We start from the raw sequence: 19,055 nt of genomic DNA on the forward strand, positions 1-19,055 counted from the left end.
AAACACAGTATTTTGAGATGCACCGAGATGCAAGCGCCATTGGTCAATTCAACACCTGCCATGAGTCGCCCAGGCCGTGACGTAGGCCATGCCGGTGGGATGGGGTATAATCGGCCAACCAACGCGATTGAGGTCCAGCCCCATGGGCAATGTCAGCCTTGAAACCAAAAAGGCCTATGCCGCCAGGACGCGCAGATCCAACTACGCGGCTAGCTTGCGCCTGGAAGGCTTCAAAACGACCTTCGCGGACGGCGAACGCAAAATGCCAACGCGCGAAGAGGTCTTGAAGGCCAGTAGCGGTCGCACACGCCCTTGATGGCGGCGGCCTGGGCGGCGAAGTCCATGCCGCGAAACTGGTGGCGCTCGAGCACGCGGAACTTGCCTCCCGGCACCAGAGGCCGCGCGACCACCACCAGGCCGGAACAATCGCCCGTCTCGGCCGGGTCATAGCCGACCCACACCTGGCGGTCGCCGAACGGGCGCATGGCGAACGGTTTGTAGTCCTCGGCCCACTCCACCCAGCTATCGACCATGCAGGGCTGCAACACCGACAACGGAAAATCAGCAGGTTGGCGAAAGCCTCCGGGCTGTACTCCCGACTTAGCTCTTCGATATCGAATAGGTCTCAGCCGCCCCGCTCGGCGTCGAGGATGATGAACATTCTCTGACGCATTGGAGTGAAAGCCATAGCGCGCCGGAATGCACACCGAAGGGCTTTCTATCCTGGCCCTTGTTGCAAGGCGCATTCGAAACATCCATGCACCAGTTACAACAAATTCCAACTCGCACTCACCAATTTGATACTATATAGCCACCACTCATTCTCAACCACATATGGAAATGTAAATGGCTCCAACAATCAAATTAGCTTTATGCATTTTAGGCCCACTGCTTTTAAGTTACATAGTTGTGCAAGGTGCTTATTGGCTTATAAATCGACATAACGCAGCAAAGGCTTCAACCTATAAAAAACTTGAAGTATTCGCCTTAGATGCTGATCGTGGCTTAGCAGAGCAAGGCTACCTATGGCTAAGCATTGTTACACCCATCATCTACTTCATAGTATTTGGGAGTTTCGCCTGGAGCGATTACAGTCTTTCTTTGACGAGCGAGGGGTTTAGAACATTTATAGAAATAAGTGCTTTACCTCTAGCACTTCTCTCTCTAGCTATTCCGACAACGGTTTTAATCGCAAGAATTCACGCAACTCATCAAACATCCGTACAAATAGCTACAACCCGTCACAAAAACAATATAGATGCCTATTACGCCCATAGAAAGGCAATGTTCGAATATTTTGGCAGCTTAAAAAAAACCAAATATCCAGGTGAAATAGAAGGTGATTTTTATGCTCACCCGAGGCTGCACCTTCGCTTCTTCGTCGATAGGGGACCCACTAACGGCACGCCAGAGGTTAATACTAAAAAATTCGAAGAAGCCATCAACACCCTTTCTGAGATTCAAGACCACATAAACGAAGCACTATTGCAAAGAAACTACAAGGAACAGCTTGACATCTTCCTAAAAAACTATATGCCGGCCTGTACTAAAATATTTAAACTTTCCAGCACTCTACACTTACCGTGTATATATGAAGATTTGAAAACCAATTCCACAGAGCATCACCTATGCCGAAACAGCTCGCTCCCGGAAGAAAACGACATAACATTTAATGCAGTCGGAGCATCCACCGATCATTTAATCGGAGCCTATCGATATACTCGATCTTTCCTACGAGTTTTATGTGAATTTGCAGGACATGACGTTTCTTTCTTCGATAAAAAACTACACCTAGCTATCGACAAGGGAGATGACTACAAACGCAGGCCGTACACCACTTCCGACGCAGAACATCTAATGAACATAATTAAAGACAGCAGCGATCGACTAACAAAAGAGCGAAGAGAACTAAATGAACAAGCCGTAGATTAAAATACACCTATCGATATATGAAACCTGACATGGAACTGGCTCCCCGCTAGGGGGGGGGAGGCCAGGATAGGTCGACATGCTGGCGAGGATTGGTTGAGGGGTTTATCGGTTTGGTGATAAGCCCTTTCGACATAAAGGTTCAGGTCCTGAAGCTTATCCAGGCGGCCCGGCGCAACTCAAAGAACACATGATAGGATCCGCTCGAATAATACTGATCAATCAACCGTGGTGCCTTCAGTTTGTCCGCTCATCGGACCAGGCTCATCCAGTTCGGATTCACGCTTGCGTTCCCAGGTCTACGCCGCCTGTTTTCGGGCGAAGGTCTGGCTCTCTTGATAGACTTGCACTCCGTCGCGCTTGATGCGGATCTGAGCCGTGTAGCTAACAGACCCATCCGCCAGTTTTCTTGCCCTGATAGTCGCCATGTCAAAAGTGGTACGCGTCAGTTTTGGAGTGGTACATCGTATCACCGAGCCTTAAAAAACGCCTGAAAACGCCCGAAATCACGCCCAGAACACGTTGAGTAAAATGCTAGATAAACAGAGCTTTAGCCCAGTAAATACGCGGCCTACGCTGTCTCGGCGCTTCAGTGTTGCACCCATGATGGATTGGAACCTCTAACTCTGGAGGCCGCGTAATACAAGCTCTCCAGCACCTACCGAAAACGCCCGTACCATTTTCGTACCACTCACTTCCTGAAACATTCACTCCCCTAGTGAGCTGACCCGTGCGAATGGCCGCGCTGTAATGCTTGTCGCTCCAATCCCAACACCATCCACAAACGCACCGACTGATACGGTGTGTACGAGGGTGTGTGCGTGTAAATGACGAACGTGAGGCGGAGTGTCCATTTCTGTATGCAGCGTCAGTAGATGCTCCGCCCGAGGCATGTCCGGCGTTTTTATGTTGACCCACGGGAAAGAGGTTAGGAGGGTTAGTTTTTTACTCGCTGCCCTGAAAGGCTTGTCTGGCAAGGCTTTGCGAAGGATTTAGAAGGTTAGTTTCTGGTTAGATTTTGGTTATTTCCTAACCTTTATTGATGTTAAATATTCATTTTATAAATTCCTTTAAAAACAGTTAGTTATACATTACTAACCTTTGACCTAACCCAACCTAACCCATCAAAGTTAGGTCTCAAGCCCAACAAATACGGGCCCTCCAGCTCAAAACACCCCTCTCAAAAAAAACCTAACCCTTTTCCCGTGGCGCCTCCGAAATTCGTATGCCTGTGCATGCGTATGAGCATTACGAAAAGACACCCACCTTCGCAGGGATCCGCAGGTATTCGATAGCCTGGATAAGCTCCGATAGCGCCCAGCGGGCTTGGTTGCAATGGGGGTGCAGAAGTGCGGAAAAAAAGACCTATTTAGACCGGAGGCGAGGTGGGGGGACGACGGCGCGCGCCAGGTTTGAAGCACGCCACTGGCCGCCAGCCGCGTCCCATTTCGGTGCATTTTTCTCTGAACGAAAAAGCCGCCTCGACGGGCGGATCATGGGTCATACACCTGCCAGAGCCGTCTAGCCTGGTCGTGTAAACTCTGGCTCATGGCTGTCGCTAGATCTTGAGCCTGACCGTGCCGCTGAGATTGCGAATAGGCGTTGCCGTCCCGTCGGAGATTTCGAGTGGTATCCCATGGACGAAACGTTGGGAGACGTGAGAAACCAGGGCGCCTAATCGATATCATGAGTGTCGCAAGGTGAAGTGCTATAATTTGAGAAACTTAGGGGTACCTCAACCCAATGAAGGAGTTGAAATGATAGAAGTGAAAGATGCGGTCAAGGTTGCCAAGTCGGCGGCAAATGATTTCCTAGGGGCTGAGACAGCGCTCAACGATCTCTTGCTTGAAGAGGTCGAGCTTGACAAAGCAAGCCGAGCATGGGTAATCACATTAGGATACAACGTACCCGCCCCAAATAAGTTTGAAAGATTAGGGGCGACACTTGCTGGGCAGATGTATACACGAAAATATAAAATGTTCATTGTCGATGCGGAGACCGGAGAGTTTCGTTCTATGAAGATCCGCGATCTATGATAGATGCCTACGTAAAGCAATATCAAAAAAAAGGAATCATAGTCGACACTAATCTCTTGCTATTAGTAATAGCCGGAGGCACGCCAAGCATTGCGAACTTTAAGCGAACTAGTGGATATACGCCTGACGATTATTTTCTTTTGCTCAAGGTAATAGATCAGTTTGAAAAGCTTATTGCAACTCCCCACATCCTTGCAGAACTAAGCAACCTCACAAACGGCTTATACGGCAAGCATCTGCAAGATTTTTATGTAACATTGAAGAACTCCCTATCTACAATATGTGAAATTCATCACCCTGCTGCTGACATCTGCAAGGATTATGAACTATTCCCCTTCGGCCTGGCTGATATAGGGATCATCGCCGCAGCGAAGAACAACTATCTTGTCCTCACCGATGACTTGAGAGTTGCTAGATTCGCGAATCAACACTGCGTTGACGTTGTAAACTTCAACCATCTAAGGGATGCAGCCTGGGGTTAGACTCTTGCCTCACAGACACACTAGGTGCCTTAATGATATTTATACCCCATAACATATAACGACAAACAACAGGACTACACATGAGCAAAATGGATTTAATCATAGAACTCAAAGAGACCATTGAAAAACTTCAGAAGAACGGTGAAACCCAAATAGAACTCTCAAAACTCATTACTTACTTGCAGCTCGCTTCTGAAAATCCACCTCAAGACTTACCACCAGATCACCTCGAAAAATTGAAGGCCCAGCTACAAATATTGGTAGAAGCACATAAGAGCAATCATGCATCGGACCTCGAAATGTTTAGGTCCGTCATGCAATCAGGCCAGAACGCAATAAAGACGTCATTCCTTATGAATGGAGGCGCATCCGTTGCTATACTAGCCTTTATTGGTAAACTCACTGAGTCCAACAAACCAAATATTCCGATCTTCGCAGAGACACTTACCTTATTCGTAATAGGTGTTTTTTTAATTAGTGTTACGGCTGGATTAACATACCTTAGCCAATGGTTCTATGCGGAAGACTCTTCGCGAAAACAGCTAGCCGGTTCTATGTTCAATTTTTCAGCAGTCGTGGTTGGATTAGGCTCTTATGGGATGTTTATTTGGGGAATGAAAGCTGCTTATGATGCGTTCCTTTCGCTTACATAGTTTCCATTATAAGCTGCCAAGATCGTATGGTTCGAAACGCACCACCTCTTCACCTAACCAATCATTCAGTTGCCCCATTCGCGTCTGGATGGGCTCCAGCTCGTTGGCCGCATAGATCTGCGTCGCCTCCCTGATCGACCCGAACCCACCCGCGTTCTGCGGCACGATGCCCATCAACTGCGGTGGAATACGCAGGCTAGCCAGCACATCGTCACGGGTCTGATTCTTGATCGAGTTGAATTCGTCCTTAGCCGCCACCTCGCTGACGGGGATGAGTTGAATCCCATCCTTCTTACCGGTCGGCGAATAGACAAACAGATTCCGAAAATTCCCCGGCCCCTTCGAATCCTTTAACGCCTTGCGCAAGGCATCGATGTCCGCCTCGGTCTGGGCTGCATCGGTCATGTACAAGATGAAACCGGCGTGACTACCATTCTCGTAATACTTGCGCCGGAACAACGTCGCCGACTCGTTCAACAGCGCCGACTGCAAAGCACTGACCCACTCCGGCAACCCATAAATCTCCTGGTGCAAATCCGCCTCGCGCAAGTGGAAGATGCTGCCAGGCTCAAACGCATGCTCATTCTTCCACCCCTGCACCTGGTAAAACTGCCCCTCCGGCCCAACCCGCATGTACTTCGCCAACGACGGCACCAGTTGCCGCGTGCTGCCTAGCACCGAACGACGTTTCTCCAGATACCCATTGCCCAGGCAAAGGAAGTCCAGGGCGAACTGTTCAAAAGCTGCCCGAGACAGCATCGGATGCGGGATAAACGTTTTACTCAACAGGTTGCGCTTGAACATCAACCCCGAATGCAGATGCACGCTCGCACCCACCGACCGGGCCAGGCCGTTGAGCGACAGCGGCGGCTCATACCACCGCCCGTTGAACCAACACTCCAGGTAATCGAACACCTCTCGCTCACCCAGCACCGGCGTCGGCTCTCCGAAGCTAAACACCTGGGTACCCGCACTCGCGACATCGAGGGCGGCGGGCAAAAGTTCCTGGCTGGCAAGTTGTTCGGTCATCAGTAAATCTCCATCCGCCCGGTATTGGCAGCGGTCTGCCCTTCGAGCGGTTCGTTCTGCAATGCGTGGAAGAGCGCCCAGGCCAGGTCGGCGTGGCCGGTGTTGTCGTTGCGGCCGGCGGTGTAGGTGAACTGGCGACCGCCTGCGGTGATGGTTTTGCGAATCGCCATGAGCGACTGGGCCATGTCGGTCCAGCCGGCGTCGAACTCCAGCCGCCCCTTGTGGATCACGTCGTAGGCCTTGAGCACCAGGCGGGTTTTCACCTCAGGCGAGTAGCTGAAGGTGGTCACCGCCGGGAAGAACTGGCGCACCAGCTGAGCCACGCCGCTACCCAGGCCGGTGACGTCGATGCCGATATAGGTCACCCAGTAGCGGTCGCACACGCCCTTGATGGCGGCGGCCTGGGCGGCGAAGTCCATGCCACGAAACTGGTGGCGCTCGAGAACGCGGAACTTGCCGCCCGGCACCAGCGGCGGCGCGGCCACCACCAGGCCGGAACAATCGCCCGTCTCGGCCGGGTCATACCCGACCCACACCTGACGGTCGCCGAACGGACGCATGGCGAAAGGCTTGTAGTCCTCGGCCCACTCCACCCAGCTATCGACCATGCAGGACTGCAACACCGATAGCGGGAAGATGCTCGCGCCGTCATCGACGAACTCGCACATCAGCAGATTGGCGAACGCCTCGGGGCTGTACTCCCGGCGCAGCTCTTCGATGTCGAACAGGTCGCAGCCGCCCCGCTCCGCGTCGAGGATGGTGACGATCTGGCGCCACAGCCGGTCCTCACAGAACCGTCCCTGCTGGAGCGCGCCGTGGGTCACATCAACCTTGGTGTGCTGCGCGGCGGGCTTGCCCTTGTTGAAGCGCTCGCCCGTCCAGAAGGTGTACGCCTCGTGGGCCATACTCGACGGCGTGGAGAAGTAGGTTTTGCGCCACTTCTTGTGCATCGCCATGCCCGAGGCGACCTTGTTCAACTCCTCGAACTTGAACGTCCAGAAGAACTCGTCGAAGTAGAAATTGCCGTGGTAGCCCTGGGCGGTACGGGCATTGGTGCCGAGGAAAAACAGCTCGGCGCCGTTGGGCAAGACAATCGGGTCGCCAGTCAGCTCGACGCCGATGACTTCCCGGGCGAAGGCCTGGATGTAGCCACGGAACAGGTAGGCCTGGTTCTTCGAAGCCGACAGGAAAATCTGGTTGCGACCGGTGTCCAGGGCGTCGATGAACGCCTCGCGGGCGAAGTAGTACGTGGCACCGATCTGGCGGCTCTTGAGGATGACGCGGGTGCGTTGGTTGCCGGCCCGATACCAGTCTTTCTGGTAATCGAAACAGCCGTCGATGAAGGCCTCGCGCAGCAGCTCGATCTGGTCTTCGCTGATATCGTTCTTCGGGGATTTTTTCTTCGGTCCCTCGTTGCGCTTGGCGAGATTCGGGTTGAGGTCGGTTTCGGTACCGCCGCCCTGGAAACGCTGAATGCGGGCCTGGCGCTCAAGCTGCCGATGCAGCAGATCGATCTCTTTGAAATCGCCGCCAGTCTTGTTGTCCTTGAGGATCAACTGCACTAAGCGCGCTTCCAGGGCGCCGCCGATGCGCTCGACGTTGTCGGCCCGGTCCCAATCGTCGCGGGCCTTCCAACTGTGTAGCGTTTTTTCTTTTTCGCCCGTAGCCTCGGCAATCTCGCAGATGCGCCAACCCATCCAGTACAGGAACTTGGATTGGCGTCGCGGATCGATAGGCAGCAGGGTGGTCGTCGTCATGGCCGAGATGCTGCCGCCCACGGCGGCGACTCAATAGCGCCGCCCCTTGTACCCTCCCCGCCTACAGTCCCGTCTCGTTGCCGCCGCTCGCGCCCGTGACGACCATGCCCCTCATTGCAACGCACTGCTCAACCCAGCAGGCGCCCCACGCACTGAGGATTCCCGGCATGAAGAAGTTTCGCAGCAACTGGTTCCGCGTCGCCGTCGAGGGCGCTACTTCGGACAAGCGCACCATCAAACGCAGCTGGCTGGAACAGGCCGCCAAGAACTTCAACCCGTCCACCTACGGCGCCCGCATCTGGCTGGAGCATTTCCGCAGCCTGTTGCCCGACAGCCCGTTCAAGGCCTACGGCGACGTGCTGGCTGTGAAAACCGAAGAAGTGGACATCGCCGGCCAGAAGAAACTGGCCCTGTTCGCCCAGGTTGAGCCGACCCCAGAGCTGATCGCCATGAACAAGGCGAAACAGAAGATCTACACCTCCATCGAAATCGACGACAGCTTTGCCGACACCGGCGAGGCCTACATCGTCGGCCTGGCGGTCACTGACTCGCCCGCCAGCCTGGGCACCGACGTCCTGGCGTTCTCTGCGCAGAAACCTGACGCCAGCCCCTTCAAGGATCGCCACTACTCGGCAACGTCGATGTTTACCGAGGCGGTGGAAACCGAGTTGAAGTTCGAAGAAATCGAAGAGAAGCCCAGCATCGGCGCCCAGCTGTTCAACAAGGTGCAAGCGCTGCTGACTGGCAAGCAGGCCAAGGACGACACCGAGTTCGCCCAGATTGGCGAAGCCGTCGAAGCCATCGCCGAACACGTCAAGGATCTGCCCGACCAACTGGCCGCAGAAAAGCAATTTTCCGCAGGGCTGAAAACCCAGCTCGACCAGGTCAGCACGGAACTCACAGAGCTGAAAAACAAGCTCTCCACCACCCAGGACCACAACCAAAAGACGCGCCCTCCGGTCACCGGTGGCGACAAACAGGTCATGACCGACTGCTAACAGCCGGCCACCCACAGCCCCGAACAAACGAAGGACGATATTCATGCGCAACGATACTCGCGAACACTTCAACGCCTACTTGAGCCAGCTCGCCCGACTCAACGGTGTGTCTTCTACCACCGCGACCTTTTCCGTAGATCCCACGGTTCAGCAGACGCTGGAAACCCGGATGCAGGAATCCAGCGAGTTCCTGGGCAAGATCGGCATCATCGGCGTCGATGAACTCCAAGGCGAGAAAGTCGGCCTGGGTGTCAGCAGCACCATTGCCGGTCGTACCGACACCACCGGCAACGGCGTGCGCCAACCTCGTGACGTCTCCTCCCTGGATAAGAAAGGCTACGAAGCCAAGAAAACCGACTTCGACACCGCGATCCGCTACGCACAACTCGACGCCTGGGCGAAATTTCCAGACTTCCAGGCTCGTCTGCGCGACGCGATCCTCAAGCGCCAGGCGCTCGACCGCATCATGATCGGCTTCAATGGTGTCAGCGCAGCCGCAACGACCGACCGCCAGGTCAATGCACTGTTGCAAGACGTCAATATCGGCTGGCTGGAACAGTACCGTCTCAACGCGCCTGCGCGAGTCCTCAAAGAGGGGAAAACTGCCGGCAAGATCATCATCGGCAGCGGTGCCACCGCCGACTACAACAACCTTGATGCATTGGTGTTCGACGCGGTCGCCAACCTCATCGACCCATGGCACCGCAAGGATCCAGGCATCGTCGTCATCCTGGGCAGCAATCTGGTACACGACAAATATTTCCCGCTGATCAACAAGGAACAGCCAGCCTCCGAAAAACTGGCGACCGACATGATCCTTTCGCAGAAGCGCATGGGCGGGAAGCAACCGGTTGAAGTGCCGTATGTGCCTGACGGCGCGGCGTTGGTCACCACCCTGGCGAACCTGGCTATCTACTGGCAGATCGGCGGTCGGCGCCGCTATGTCAAAGAAGCACCGGAAAAAAACCGCATCGAAAACTACGAGTCCAGCAACGACGCGTATGTCGTCGAGGATTACGGCCTCGGCTGCCTGATCGAAAACATCGAGCTTGAGGAGGCCTGATCCATGGCTAACAGCCTCGCCAAGCGCCACTACCAGCGCGTCACTGCCGCCATCGAGGCGGCAGCGACCGAGCCCACCCAGACCATGGCCGGCGCGACGGCCTACGAGCACCAGCTCAACCAGCTGCTGCAAGACCGCTTGCGCCTGAAACAGGTCCAGTCCAACCAGGGCAAGGCCGAACTCAAGCGCCAGTTGCTGCCGAGCTATGAATCCTATGTGCAAGGTGTGCTGGAAGGCGGCCAGGGCGCCCAGGACGAGGTCCTGACCACCGTCATGGTCTGGCGCTTCGACGCTGGCGACTTCACCGGTGGGCTCGACATCGCGACCTACGTGCTGGAACACAAGATGGTCATGCCCGACCGCTTCGCCCGCACCTTGGGTTGCCTGGTCGCCGAGGAAGTCGCGACGGCAGCCTTCAAGGCTCAGAAGGTGGGCGAACCGTTCGACCTGGCAATCCTTCACCGCACCGCCGAACTCACCGACGCCGAAGACATGCCCGACCAGGCCCGCGCCAAGCTGTTTCTCGCCATGGGCCGCGCCACGCTGGAAGGCGTCACCGAAGAGGCCCCGGGCCAACCCGGCAAGCTCCAGGCCGGTGTGGATCTGCTGAAAAAAGCCATCGCCCTCCACGACGCCTGCGGTGGCAAGAAAGATCTGGAGCGGGCCGAACGCCTGCTCAACAAACTTGCCGGCCCTGCCGGCTAACCGAGCGTCCCCACGCACCCCGCCGGCTCGGGGCGGATCGGCCAGGCCGCTCCTCCTGAACGTGAAGCCCCGACCACCGGCGACCTATTTTTGAGTGCTGTTCTATGAGCGGATTCGTAGCCGGCGGTACCGTCGCCAGCGGCCATATCAACACCGACGCCTTCTGGCCCTCCATCGATCTGGATCAATTGCGCGCGACGCTGAGGATCGACGCGAGCGTCACTGCGCCGCGCCTGGAAACCGCCGCTGTGGCCGCCGCCATCAGCGTCAACCGCGAACTGAGCGAATGGCGAGCCAGGCAGGAAGCCGCAGGCCATGCCGAACTGGCGGATGTTCCTGGTGACAAGATCAACGACGTGTCGGTACTGGAGCACCTCTACCGCCGCGCCATCGAAGCCGCCACCGGTGCCGAAGTGTGTGAGCGCTACCGCTCCTACGACACCACCAACAGTGGCAACCAGAACGCCGAAGATCTCACACCAAACATCGACGATTACCGCCGCGACCTGCGCTGGGCCGTGCGTGACTTCCTCGGCATCAACCGCACTACCGTGGAGCTGATCTGATGCCCGTCACCGTCCGCGCCTTTCAAAACGACACCGTAGACGCCCTGTGCTGGCGTCACTACGGCCGCACCGCCGGCGTGACCGAAGCGGTACTCGAAGCCAACCCCGGCCTGGCCGATTACGGGCCGATTCTGCCCCAAGGCCTGGCAGTACAAATGCCCGAAGCCCAGACGGCCGCCCCACAGCGGCAGATGGTGAACTTATGGGACTGATCAACCTGCAGCGAGCCCACGAACCCACCAACCCTGGATTACGGAATGAAGCGCATGCCTGAACGTCCCGACACCTGGGCCTGGCTCGCCGCCTGGCTCGAACAGAACTGGCCGGCCCTATACGCGGGAATCCTGGCTCTGACCATCGCCGCTCTACGGATCATGTATGGCGGCGGAACCCTGCGCCGGATGGCAGTTGAGGCCCCGCTTTGCGGTGCTCTAGCGCTGGCCGCCAGCCATGGCTTGGCGCTGCTAGGTATCCCCGCCTCCACTGCGCCGTTCTTCGGTGGGGTGATCGGCTTGCTTGGCGTCGAGGGGACTCGCGCCGCTGCCAAAAAGTTTTTCATCCGAAAGGTAGAACAACTATGACGACACTTCGCCACGGCGACCGCTCGCAAGCGGTGCGCATCCTGCAAAAGAACCTGAACGACCACGGTGCCGGACTGGTAGCGGACGGCGACTATGGTGACTCCACCGAGGCCGCCGTGCGGGCGTATCAGTTGAAAGTCGGCTTGGTCGCCGATGGCGTTGCCGGCGAAAAGACCCAGGCCAGCCTGGCCGGTGGCGACTGCCAGCTCCTGCTAAAAAACGAAGACCTGGTGCAGGCTGCTCAGATCCTCGACGTACCGCTGGCAAGCGTCTATGCCGTCAACGAGGTTGAATCCAAGGGCAAGGGCTTCTTGGCGAATGGCAAGCCGGCGATTCTGTTCGAGCGGCACATCATGTACCGCCAGCTCGCCATGCCGCGCCACGAAGGCGACAACCCCGACGAACTCAAGCGCCACGCCGACCAACTGGCCGCCGCCAATCCCGCCATCGTCAACCCGAAATCCGGCGGCTATGCCGGCGGTACTGCTGAACACCAACGCCTGAGCCATGCGCGTCTGATCGATGACACCGCCGCGCTGGAATCTGCCTCATGGGGTGCGTTCCAGATCATGGGCTTTCACTGGCAGCGCCTGGGCTACGCCAGTGTGCAGGCATTCGTCGATGACATGAGCGCAGGCGAGTCTCAGCAGCTCGCCGCCTTCGTGCGTTTCATCCAGACCGACCCGGTGCTGCACAAGGCCTTGAAAGGCCGTAAATGGGCCGAATTCTCCAAGCTCTACAACGGCCCGGATTACCAGCGGAACCTGTACGACATCAAGCTCCAACGCGCATATGAGCGGCACGCGGACTGCGGCTGCGGCCAGGCGGTGGCGGCATGATCGATTTAGAGGCGGTGCGCAAACTGGACGTCCAAGACGGCAACCTGCTGGAGGTGCCGGAAAATGCTGACCAAGAGGATATGAGACAGCTGCTCGAAGCCTTGAACCGCATGAAGTCGGGTTGCCAGGTGATGATTGTGCGAGGACCACTGGAGCTGATGGACGTTGGCGACATGAACAAACTGGGCTGGTACCGCGCATGAGTACCCTGCGCCAGGCGCTGTACGGCATCGCCCTGCTGGGCGCCCTGGCGCTGCTCATCTGGGGCCAAGAGCAACGCATCACCGTGGCCGAGAAGAATACCGAACTCGCGGGGAAGGACACCAAAAGCGCCCGAGATGAAGCTGACAGGCTGCGCGCCAATCTCAGCACCCTGCAAAACACCCTGAACGACGAGCGCATCGCCCAGGCTGCCCTGCGAACCCAGCAGGATCAGCTGCGCCAGGGCCTGGCGAAGCGCGAGCAAACCATCGAGGCGTTGAAACGTGAAAACGAAGACCTTCGCAACTGGGCTGACCAGCCTTTGCCTGAGCTTGCTCGCCGGCTGCGCGAGCGCCCCACCCTCATCGGCGCCGACGCTTATCGTCAGTGGCTGTCCGGCCGTGGTGCCCTGCACTCTGCCGGCAACGGGCCCGCTCAATAACGGCGATCAGCTCACCGACCAGGACCGCGTCGAAGCCGCATGGGCAGAATGCGCGGGCCAGGTGGATATGGTTTACAACCACCAACAGGCCCAGCCATGAACAAGCCCAACAGTCTGAAGGCTCACTTGCTCGCCACCGTGGCCGAACTGAAGCACAACCCCGACCGGCTGTTGATCTTCATCGACAACGGCAAAATCCGCTGCACCGCGGCTGCCTCGCTGTCGTTCGAATACAGCTTTGATTTACAGGTCATCCTTACCGACTACGCAGGTCATCCCGACAGCGTCATGTTGCCGTTGCTGGGCTGGCTGAGCGTGAACCAGTCCGAACTGCTGGAGAACCTGAACAAGTCCGCCGAGGGTATCCAGTTCGAGGCCGACATCCTGGACAACAGCAAGGTGGACCTGAGCCTAACACTGCCGCTAACCGAGCGTGTGGTTGTGGGGAAAGACGCCGACGGCAATACCACCCTCCACCATCCTGGCGAACCTAAGCAGGTGGCCGCATTCCTTGACCCGGCGTGGATACCTGGTACCCAAGGCACCGGCAGTGAATGGGTCGTGCCGAAATGACCAACCGATTGGAAACGCTGGAGGATTGGGCCGCCGGCCTACTGGGACAACTGGAACCGGCATCGCGCAACAAACTGGCCCGCAGCATCGGCCAGGCCCTGCGGCGCAGCCAGCAACAACGAATCATTGACCAGCGCAACCCAGACGGCAGCAAATACGCGCCGCGAAAGCAGCGTAACCTGCGTGGGAAACAAGGACGGGTGAAGCGAAAGGTTCAGATGTTTCAGAAGCTGCGCACAGCGAGCTTTTTGAAAGTCAAAGGCGACGGGAACGGTATTAGCGTCGGGTTTACAGGACGGATTGCCCGAATCGCTAGGGTGCATCAGTACGGCTTGAAGGACAGGGCCGAACGCGGTGCACCGGATGTGCGGTACGAACAAAGAGAGATACTTGGCTTCATCGACGCGGATATAGATCTGATCCGCGACGGCCTCCTGGCACATTTCACAAACAATTCATGACTTAGGAGTATCACGCTTAGCAATTGCCTCCCGGAGGTTCTCAGGTAAGGATTCATATATTTCTTTAATGTGCTTAGGTTCGGAAATCGTCTTATCAACAATCAAATTAAGAAGCTTGAATAGCGCTTCAGCAGTGGCACGATCATCCCTGATATCAATTTTACCAGGATGGACAGCTGAGTTACCAATCACGCGCACGGCGTCAAGCGACTGCTGAACTCTTGCATCCAATCCAGCTGCAACGAGCGATTTAATATCTTCGTTAATATTTTCCCCTGGCTGCCCCAGCTCCTTGCAAAGCTTCTGAATTGCAAGTCTTAAAAGCGCCGCAGCACCACGAGGTGATTGATTTAGAATCGCTCCAGCCTCTTCATAATCACGCCTAATATCATCAGACATATCAGGATTAGCGGGAACAACACTACCAACAACAGGATAGATTAATTTATCGTAGATCCAAATCGAGATTTTGCGACAGTTAAAACAGTTGCTGATATTGCAGTTCCTAATTTGGCGCTTTAAATATGCGCCATCATCCTTAACATCGATAAAAGGGGCGCCTTCTGCCATCCGCACAAACCAAGAAAGCAGTTCTTCTCGCTCAGAAACATTCTTAATATCGCTAAGATCCAACTCATCAAGAAAGGCCTTATCAACAAGTCGAGGACGCGGCATATCTTCGGAATAACCTTCAATAAATACATTTGACCAAAACTGTTTTGCTAGTGCCCCACAGTGCGGACAGTTAAATGCAGTTTCTTGTATAGATGGTGAGATGTATTTCATTTACATTCCTTTGATTTCTGAACCGTTGAAATGATGACCCGTCCGCCACAGCAGCACATTACCGGACTGTAACCAAGCTTGCTACAAGTTGACAAAGCTGCGCTTGCGCACGCGTGGCGCCACCATCGGCGCCATGAACGACTTAGCCACACTCGCCCGCCTGATCGAAAATCTCATCCGCTTCGGCACCATCGCCGCCGTCCAGATGCAGCCCCCGCGTGTGCAGGTCAAAACCGGAACCCTGACCACCGCCTGGCTACCATGGATCGCCCTGCGCGCCGGTGCCGACCGGGAGTGGAATCCACCGACGGTCAATGAACAGGTTCTGCTGTTCAGCCCCTCGGGCCAGCTCGGCAACGGTGTCGCCTTGACCGGCCTTTTCAGCGACCAGATCCCCGCCAACGGCGACCGCGAAGGCCTGCACCGCGTCACCTACCGCGACGGCACGGTGATCGAGTACGACAGCGTCGCTCACCACCTCAACGCCACGCTCACCGATGGCGGCACCACCAACCTCATCAGCACCGGCGGCATCAACATCGTCGGCGACATCACGCATCAGGGCGATTACACCCAGACCGGCAACCAAAACGTCACCGGCAAAGTCACCGTGTCGGTGGATGTGGTGGCCGCCGGCATCAGCTTGGTGAAACACCTGCACGGCGGCGTCATGCCTGGCAGCGGCAAGACGGGGAAACCGGAATGAACCGACACACCGGCGCCGCCATCACCACCGTGGAGAGCATTGCCCAATCCATGAGCGATGTTCTCAGCACGCGCCTCGGTACCCGGGTGATGCGCCGCGAATACGGCAGCCTGTTGCCCGAACTGGTGGACCACCCTTTCAACGACATCACCCGCTTGCAGGTGTACGCCGCCACCGTCATGGCGCTGATGCGCTGGGAGCCGCGTATCAGTCTGAGCCGCGTGCAGTTCCAGGGCGCCACCCTGCAAGGTCAAACATCACTGGACATCGAGGGCAGCATCGTCGATAGCAACGAGCCGCTGAGCCTGAGCGTGCCGCTGAACCTTGGGGGTAGCGCATGAACTCATTCGTCGCGATTGACCTGGGCCAGCTCCCTGCGCCCGAAGTCGTAGAGCAAATTGATTACGAGCAGATCCTCGCCGAGCGCAAGGCATACGCCATCAGCCTCTGGCCGGTCGAGGAACAAGCCGAGATCGCCGCACGGCTTGAGCTGGAATCTGAGCCCCTGACCAAACTGCTCCAGGAGAACGCCTACCGCGAGACGGTGTGGCGCCAGCGCGTCAATGAGGCATCCGTCGCCAACATGCTGGCTCTGGCAAAGGGCAGTGACCTGGAGAACCTGGCCGGCAACTTCAACGTCAAGCGCCTGGTCATCCAGGCCGCCAAGCCCACGGCCGTGCCGCCGGTACCGTTGCTGATGGAAAGCGACGACAGCCTGCGGGAGCGGGCTCAAATGGCGTGGGAAGGCCTCAGCACCGCCGGCCCGCGCAATAGCTACATCTTCCATGCGCGGTCTGCTGACGGTCAGGTGGCCGATGCCACTGCCGAGAGTCCCGCCCCAGCCGAGGCGGTGGTGACAGTGCAATCGATCCTGGGTGACGGCACCGCCTCGCCCGCGCTGCTGGCAAAGGTCAATGCCTACCTCAGCGACGACGACCGCCGCCCGGTCGCGGATCGGCTCACCGTGCAAAGTGCGCAGGTCATCAACTACCAGGTCAAGGCCAAGCTGTTTCTTTCGACGTCCGGCCCTGAGAGCGAGTTGATTCTCGCGGCGGCCAATGCGCAGTTGCTGGCCTTCGTGCACCAGCGGCGTCGCCTGGGCCTGGAGGTTTCAGAATCAATCATCCACGCCTCGCTACACGTCGAGGGTGTGCGCAAGGTCGTGCTGGAGAACTGGGCCGACATCGTTGCCACGAAGTACCAGGCGCCGTACTGCACGGCCGTCGATTTGGCGTTGGGGGTTGAGTGATGGCTGACGCGCCCCTTCTTCCAAGCAATTCGACGCCGTTGGAGCGCCAAGCGGCGCAGGCACTGGCTCAGATCCAGCGCGTGCCGATTCCGCTGCGCACGCTGTACAACCCCGACCTTTGCCCGCTGCCCCTTTTGCCCTACCTGGCCTGGGCCTTCTCCGTGGACCGTTGGGACAGCAAATGGACCGAAGCGGCCAAACGCGCCGCCATCCGCAGTGCGTACTACATCCATTCACGCAAGGGCACTATCGGCTCTCTGCGCCGTGTCGTTGAACCGCTCGGCTACCTGATTGAAATCATCGAATGGTGGCAGACCGTGCCGGTCGGTCCTCGCGCCACCTTCAGGCTCAAGGTCGGCGTGCTGGACACTGGTATCACCGAAGAGATGTACCAGGAGCTCACCTGGCTGATCGACGATGCCAAACCCCTGACACGCCACCTCACCGGGCTCGCCATCAGCCTGGAGACCACCGGTTCAGTTCATATCGGCGCCTGCATCACCGAGGGCGACGAGATTGATATCTATCCACCCACACAGCGGGACATCGAGGTCACGGGCTACATCCACCAGGGCGGCCGTGAACACCAGATCGACACCATGGACATCTACCCATGACAGACCAAAACAGCCAGTTTTTCGCCATTCTCACCGCCATCGGCAAGGCCAAGCAGGCCAACGCGGACGCCCTGGGCATTCCCTGGACATTCGCGCAGATGGGCGTCGGGGACGCCAACGACACCGACCCAATCCCCAGCGAGCAACAGACGCACTTAATCAATGAGCGGCGACGCGCCCCGCTGAATCAGTTGAAGGTTGACTCAGCCAACCCGAACATCATCATTGCCGAGCAGGTTATTCCTGAGAACGTAGGTGGGTGGTGGATTCGTGAGGTTGGTTTGTATGACGCCGACGGTGACCTGGTCGCCGTGGCGAACTGCGCGCCAAGCTTCAAGCCGTTGCTGACTCAAGGATCTGGACGCACCCAGGTGGTGCGCATGAATCTCATCATCAGCAACACCGCCAACGTCGAGTTGAAGATTGACCCGTCCGTTGTGCTGGCTACTCGTGCTTATGTGGATGGCTTGACTGTACGCGCCAACCAAGTCGAGGCCGAGACAGGAACGGAAAACAGCAAAATCATGACCCCGTTGCGGGTATTTCAGGCCATTGGCAAGGTAATAAAACAGGCAACGGAGAGTGCATTCGGCTGGGCAAAAATTGCTACCCAAGCTCAAGTCACCACAGGGACAGATGACACAGCAATCGTCACGCCCAAAAAACTCAGGGCTGCTCAAGCCACGCAGGTGGAAGCCGAGGCAGGCACTGACAATACAAAAACTATGACACCGCTACGCGTGTTCCAGGCCATCGCCAAAGTAGTAGGACAGGCCACCGAGACGGTGTTCGGCTGGGCAAAGGTCGCCACCCAAGCCCAAGTCACAATCGGCACAGACGACACCTGCCTCATAACGCCGAAGAAGCTTCGAGCCGCACAAGCCACTCAGGCTGAGGCCGAGGCTGGAACTGACAATACAAAGATCATGACCCCGCTGCGGGTATTCCAAGCCATTGCCAACGTAGTGACCCAGTCAACGGAGTCGGCTTTCGGTTGGGCAAAGATCGCAAGCCAATCGCAAGTCAATTTGGGCACCGACGACGCGACCATTGTTTCTCCCAAAAAACTGCGATGGGGCTTTTCCATCAGTCTGACCAGCAACGGCTACATCGTCTTCCCGACGTGGCTCGGCGGCTTGATCATTCAGTGGGCAAATGGAGCGATCCCTGCGGGAGCGGGCATCGTACATGTGAACCTGGCGCTGGCGTTTCCGAACACATTGACCGCCTACTCTGTCTCCACCTCACAGACGGGGACGATGATGAGTGCACAAAGTGCGACCCCCAACGGAATCGATTTATTGGCACGTACTGTCAGCGGAGGGGCGATATCGACTCCCCCGGGGGTCATTGGATACACGTTCATTTGTTTGGGGAGCTAG

24 protein-coding genes and 3 pseudogenes are annotated in these 19,055 nt (G+C 57.0%); 22 read left to right on the forward strand and 5 right to left on the reverse strand.

The genetic code is table 11. The annotated features are described in order from the left end of the window. Nucleotides 1-142 precede the first annotated feature (142 nt). On the forward strand, nucleotides 143-316 hold the full coding sequence (locus AO356_RS32925) for a YhfG family protein (protein WP_109791036.1): 174 nt from the start codon (nucleotides 143-145) through the stop codon (nucleotides 314-316). Here the strand turns inward: AO356_RS32925 and AO356_RS01940 are convergent. Next, nucleotides 291-655: pseudogene (locus AO356_RS01940) on the reverse strand (terminase); the annotation flags it as partial. The gene AO356_RS32925 and the pseudogene AO356_RS01940 sit on opposite strands and share 26 nt — an antisense overlap. A gap of 191 nt (nucleotides 656-846) precedes the next feature. Between AO356_RS01940 and AO356_RS32505 the strand changes: the two are divergent. Then, nucleotides 847-1,932 (forward strand): hypothetical protein, encoded by a 1,086-nt coding sequence (locus AO356_RS32505; RefSeq protein ID WP_152032407.1) that lies wholly within the window; start codon nucleotides 847-849, stop codon nucleotides 1,930-1,932. A 299-nt stretch (nucleotides 1,933-2,231) separates the two neighbouring features. On the opposite strand, the pseudogene AO356_RS32930 reads toward AO356_RS32505, so the two are convergent. Next, nucleotides 2,232-2,357, reverse strand: a pseudogene (locus tag AO356_RS32930) (site-specific integrase); the annotation flags it as partial. A gap of 1,329 nt (nucleotides 2,358-3,686) precedes the next feature. Here AO356_RS32930 and AO356_RS01945 point away from each other — a divergent pair. The 3 genes from AO356_RS01945 to AO356_RS01955 all read left to right on the forward strand — a co-directional run bounded on the left by AO356_RS01945 (nucleotide 3,687) and on the right by AO356_RS01955 (nucleotide 5,100). Next, on the forward strand, nucleotides 3,687-3,965 hold the full coding sequence (locus tag AO356_RS01945) for a hypothetical protein (protein WP_060738353.1): 279 nt from the start codon (nucleotides 3,687-3,689) through the stop codon (nucleotides 3,963-3,965). Beyond that, nucleotides 3,962-4,447, forward strand: a complete 486-nt coding sequence (locus tag AO356_RS01950; RefSeq protein WP_060738354.1) for a PIN domain-containing protein — start codon at nucleotides 3,962-3,964, stop codon at nucleotides 4,445-4,447. Before AO356_RS01945 ends, AO356_RS01950 begins: the two co-directional genes overlap by 4 nt. Before the next feature lie 80 nt (nucleotides 4,448-4,527). Next, the gene (locus AO356_RS01955) at nucleotides 4,528-5,100 is read left to right on the forward strand and encodes a hypothetical protein (RefSeq protein ID WP_060738355.1); all 573 of its coding nucleotides are present in this window, start codon (nucleotides 4,528-4,530) and stop codon (nucleotides 5,098-5,100) included. A 6-nt stretch (nucleotides 5,101-5,106) separates the two neighbouring features. On the opposite strand, the gene AO356_RS01960 is transcribed toward AO356_RS01955, so the two are convergent. Continuing rightward, nucleotides 5,107-6,129 (reverse strand): phage portal protein, encoded by a 1,023-nt coding sequence (locus AO356_RS01960; protein ID WP_060738356.1) that lies wholly within the window; start codon nucleotides 6,127-6,129, stop codon nucleotides 5,107-5,109. Beyond that, complete coding sequence (locus AO356_RS01965) at nucleotides 6,129-7,886, reverse strand: terminase ATPase subunit family protein (protein WP_060743053.1); 1,758 nt, start codon at nucleotides 7,884-7,886, stop codon at nucleotides 6,129-6,131. Before AO356_RS01965 ends, AO356_RS01960 begins: the two co-directional genes overlap by 1 nt. 167 nt (nucleotides 7,887-8,053) lie before the next feature. Between AO356_RS01965 and AO356_RS01970 the strand changes: the two genes are divergently transcribed. From AO356_RS01970 to AO356_RS02020, 12 genes and pseudogenes are all read left to right on the forward strand, one after another. After that, nucleotides 8,054-8,884 (forward strand): GPO family capsid scaffolding protein, encoded by an 831-nt coding sequence (locus AO356_RS01970; RefSeq protein WP_060738357.1) that lies wholly within the window; start codon nucleotides 8,054-8,056, stop codon nucleotides 8,882-8,884. 43 nt (nucleotides 8,885-8,927) lie between these two features. Continuing rightward, a complete protein-coding gene (locus tag AO356_RS01975) occupies nucleotides 8,928-9,947 on the forward strand; it encodes a phage major capsid protein, P2 family (RefSeq protein WP_047230284.1) in 1,020 nt (339 codons plus the stop codon). Between the two features lie 3 nt (nucleotides 9,948-9,950). After that, complete coding sequence (locus tag AO356_RS01980) at nucleotides 9,951-10,652, forward strand: terminase endonuclease subunit (protein WP_060738358.1); 702 nt, start codon at nucleotides 9,951-9,953, stop codon at nucleotides 10,650-10,652. Between the two features lie 104 nt (nucleotides 10,653-10,756). Then, nucleotides 10,757-11,218 carry a head completion/stabilization protein gene (locus AO356_RS01985; protein ID WP_060738359.1) on the forward strand — a complete coding sequence of 154 codons (462 nt, stop codon included), beginning with the start codon at nucleotides 10,757-10,759 and terminating at the stop codon, nucleotides 11,216-11,218. After that, on the forward strand, nucleotides 11,218-11,430 hold the full coding sequence (locus AO356_RS01990; RefSeq protein ID WP_003199765.1) for a tail protein X: 213 nt from the start codon (nucleotides 11,218-11,220) through the stop codon (nucleotides 11,428-11,430). Before AO356_RS01985 ends, AO356_RS01990 begins: the two co-directional genes overlap by 1 nt. 45 nt (nucleotides 11,431-11,475) lie before the next feature. Next, the gene (locus AO356_RS01995; protein ID WP_203225774.1) at nucleotides 11,476-11,799 is read left to right on the forward strand and encodes a phage holin, lambda family; all 324 of its coding nucleotides are present in this window, start codon (nucleotides 11,476-11,478) and stop codon (nucleotides 11,797-11,799) included. Next, on the forward strand, nucleotides 11,796-12,638 hold the full coding sequence (locus AO356_RS02000) for an N-acetylmuramidase domain-containing protein (RefSeq protein WP_060738360.1): 843 nt from the start codon (nucleotides 11,796-11,798) through the stop codon (nucleotides 12,636-12,638). Before AO356_RS01995 ends, AO356_RS02000 begins: the two co-directional genes overlap by 4 nt. Beyond that, a complete protein-coding gene (locus AO356_RS02005) occupies nucleotides 12,635-12,841 on the forward strand; it encodes a hypothetical protein (RefSeq protein WP_060738361.1) in 207 nt (68 codons plus the stop codon). Before AO356_RS02000 ends, AO356_RS02005 begins: the two co-directional genes overlap by 4 nt. After that, a complete protein-coding gene (lysB, locus tag AO356_RS02010; RefSeq protein ID WP_060738362.1) occupies nucleotides 12,838-13,281 on the forward strand; it encodes an Rz-like lysis system protein LysB in 444 nt (147 codons plus the stop codon). Before AO356_RS02005 ends, lysB begins: the two co-directional genes overlap by 4 nt. Then, nucleotides 13,193-13,381, forward strand: a pseudogene (gene lysC / locus AO356_RS32935) (Rz1-like lysis system protein LysC); the annotation flags it as partial. The gene lysB and the pseudogene lysC, both read left to right, overlap by 89 nt. Further along, nucleotides 13,378-13,854, forward strand: coding sequence for a phage tail protein (locus AO356_RS02015; RefSeq protein WP_060738363.1), 477 nt, complete (start codon nucleotides 13,378-13,380; stop codon nucleotides 13,852-13,854). The pseudogene lysC and the gene AO356_RS02015, both read left to right, overlap by 4 nt. Then, the gene (locus tag AO356_RS02020; protein ID WP_060743055.1) at nucleotides 13,851-14,315 is read left to right on the forward strand and encodes a phage virion morphogenesis protein; all 465 of its coding nucleotides are present in this window, start codon (nucleotides 13,851-13,853) and stop codon (nucleotides 14,313-14,315) included. The genes AO356_RS02015 and AO356_RS02020 overlap by 4 nt, the downstream gene beginning before the upstream one ends. On the opposite strand, the gene AO356_RS32940 is transcribed toward AO356_RS02020, so the two are convergent. Further along, nucleotides 14,310-15,101 carry a DUF4145 domain-containing protein gene (locus AO356_RS32940; protein WP_237140796.1) on the reverse strand — a complete coding sequence of 264 codons (792 nt, stop codon included), beginning with the start codon at nucleotides 15,099-15,101 and terminating at the stop codon, nucleotides 14,310-14,312. The genes AO356_RS02020 and AO356_RS32940 overlap by 6 nt on opposite strands. Nucleotides 15,102-15,234: 133 nt before the next feature. Between AO356_RS32940 and AO356_RS02030 the strand changes: the two genes are divergently transcribed. From AO356_RS02030 to AO356_RS32945, 5 genes are read left to right on the forward strand one after another with little or no spacing between them, the layout of a single operon-like run. Then, nucleotides 15,235-15,807: a phage baseplate assembly protein V gene (locus tag AO356_RS02030; protein ID WP_060743057.1), complete on the forward strand. Its 573-nt coding sequence runs from the start codon at nucleotides 15,235-15,237 to the stop codon at nucleotides 15,805-15,807. Next, nucleotides 15,804-16,148: a GPW/gp25 family protein gene (locus AO356_RS02035; protein ID WP_060738364.1), complete on the forward strand. Its 345-nt coding sequence runs from the start codon at nucleotides 15,804-15,806 to the stop codon at nucleotides 16,146-16,148. Before AO356_RS02030 ends, AO356_RS02035 begins: the two co-directional genes overlap by 4 nt. After that, on the forward strand, nucleotides 16,145-17,056 hold the full coding sequence (locus AO356_RS02040; RefSeq protein WP_060738365.1) for a baseplate J/gp47 family protein: 912 nt from the start codon (nucleotides 16,145-16,147) through the stop codon (nucleotides 17,054-17,056). The genes AO356_RS02035 and AO356_RS02040 overlap by 4 nt, the downstream gene beginning before the upstream one ends. Further along, on the forward strand, nucleotides 17,056-17,673 hold the full coding sequence (locus tag AO356_RS02045) for a phage tail protein I (RefSeq protein WP_060738366.1): 618 nt from the start codon (nucleotides 17,056-17,058) through the stop codon (nucleotides 17,671-17,673). Before AO356_RS02040 ends, AO356_RS02045 begins: the two co-directional genes overlap by 1 nt. Next, nucleotides 17,670-19,055 (forward strand): phage tail protein, encoded by a 1,386-nt coding sequence (locus AO356_RS32945; protein ID WP_237140797.1) that lies wholly within the window; start codon nucleotides 17,670-17,672, stop codon nucleotides 19,053-19,055. The genes AO356_RS02045 and AO356_RS32945 overlap by 4 nt, the downstream gene beginning before the upstream one ends.

It is taken from the genome of Pseudomonas fluorescens, from assembly GCF_001307275.1.
Classification (GTDB): domain Bacteria; phylum Pseudomonadota; class Gammaproteobacteria; order Pseudomonadales; family Pseudomonadaceae; genus Aquipseudomonas; species Aquipseudomonas fluorescens_AA.

Excerpts from the sequence above, each read along its gene's own strand:
- AO356_RS32925 (WP_109791036.1), top strand. The coding sequence starts at position 143 with ATGGGCAATGTCAGCCTTGAAACCAAAAAGGCCTATGCCGCCAGGACG.
- AO356_RS32505 (WP_152032407.1), top strand. The coding sequence starts at position 847 with ATGGCTCCAACAATCAAATTAGCTTTATGCATTTTAGGCCCACTGCTT.
- AO356_RS01945 (WP_060738353.1), top strand. The coding sequence starts at position 3,687 with ATGATAGAAGTGAAAGATGCGGTCAAGGTTGCCAAGTCGGCGGCAAAT.
- AO356_RS01950 (WP_060738354.1), top strand. The coding sequence starts at position 3,962 with ATGATAGATGCCTACGTAAAGCAATATCAAAAAAAAGGAATCATAGTC.
- AO356_RS01955 (WP_060738355.1), top strand. The coding sequence starts at position 4,528 with ATGAGCAAAATGGATTTAATCATAGAACTCAAAGAGACCATTGAAAAA.
- AO356_RS01960 (WP_060738356.1), bottom strand. The coding sequence starts at position 6,129 with ATGACCGAACAACTTGCCAGCCAGGAACTTTTGCCCGCCGCCCTCGAT.
- AO356_RS01965 (WP_060743053.1), bottom strand. The coding sequence starts at position 7,886 with ATGACGACGACCACCCTGCTGCCTATCGATCCGCGACGCCAATCCAAG.
- AO356_RS01970 (WP_060738357.1), top strand. The coding sequence starts at position 8,054 with ATGAAGAAGTTTCGCAGCAACTGGTTCCGCGTCGCCGTCGAGGGCGCT.
- AO356_RS01975 (WP_047230284.1), top strand. The coding sequence starts at position 8,928 with ATGCGCAACGATACTCGCGAACACTTCAACGCCTACTTGAGCCAGCTC.
- AO356_RS01980 (WP_060738358.1), top strand. The coding sequence starts at position 9,951 with ATGGCTAACAGCCTCGCCAAGCGCCACTACCAGCGCGTCACTGCCGCC.
- AO356_RS01985 (WP_060738359.1), top strand. The coding sequence starts at position 10,757 with ATGAGCGGATTCGTAGCCGGCGGTACCGTCGCCAGCGGCCATATCAAC.
- AO356_RS01990 (WP_003199765.1), top strand. The coding sequence starts at position 11,218 with ATGCCCGTCACCGTCCGCGCCTTTCAAAACGACACCGTAGACGCCCTG.
- AO356_RS01995 (WP_203225774.1), top strand. The coding sequence starts at position 11,476 with ATGAAGCGCATGCCTGAACGTCCCGACACCTGGGCCTGGCTCGCCGCC.
- AO356_RS02000 (WP_060738360.1), top strand. The coding sequence starts at position 11,796 with ATGACGACACTTCGCCACGGCGACCGCTCGCAAGCGGTGCGCATCCTG.
- AO356_RS02005 (WP_060738361.1), top strand. The coding sequence starts at position 12,635 with ATGATCGATTTAGAGGCGGTGCGCAAACTGGACGTCCAAGACGGCAAC.
- lysB (WP_060738362.1), top strand. The coding sequence starts at position 12,838 with ATGAGTACCCTGCGCCAGGCGCTGTACGGCATCGCCCTGCTGGGCGCC.
- AO356_RS02015 (WP_060738363.1), top strand. The coding sequence starts at position 13,378 with ATGAACAAGCCCAACAGTCTGAAGGCTCACTTGCTCGCCACCGTGGCC.
- AO356_RS02020 (WP_060743055.1), top strand. The coding sequence starts at position 13,851 with ATGACCAACCGATTGGAAACGCTGGAGGATTGGGCCGCCGGCCTACTG.
- AO356_RS32940 (WP_237140796.1), bottom strand. The coding sequence starts at position 15,101 with ATGAAATACATCTCACCATCTATACAAGAAACTGCATTTAACTGTCCG.
- AO356_RS02030 (WP_060743057.1), top strand. The coding sequence starts at position 15,235 with ATGAACGACTTAGCCACACTCGCCCGCCTGATCGAAAATCTCATCCGC.
- AO356_RS02035 (WP_060738364.1), top strand. The coding sequence starts at position 15,804 with ATGAACCGACACACCGGCGCCGCCATCACCACCGTGGAGAGCATTGCC.
- AO356_RS02040 (WP_060738365.1), top strand. The coding sequence starts at position 16,145 with ATGAACTCATTCGTCGCGATTGACCTGGGCCAGCTCCCTGCGCCCGAA.
- AO356_RS02045 (WP_060738366.1), top strand. The coding sequence starts at position 17,056 with ATGGCTGACGCGCCCCTTCTTCCAAGCAATTCGACGCCGTTGGAGCGC.
- AO356_RS32945 (WP_237140797.1), top strand. The coding sequence starts at position 17,670 with ATGACAGACCAAAACAGCCAGTTTTTCGCCATTCTCACCGCCATCGGC.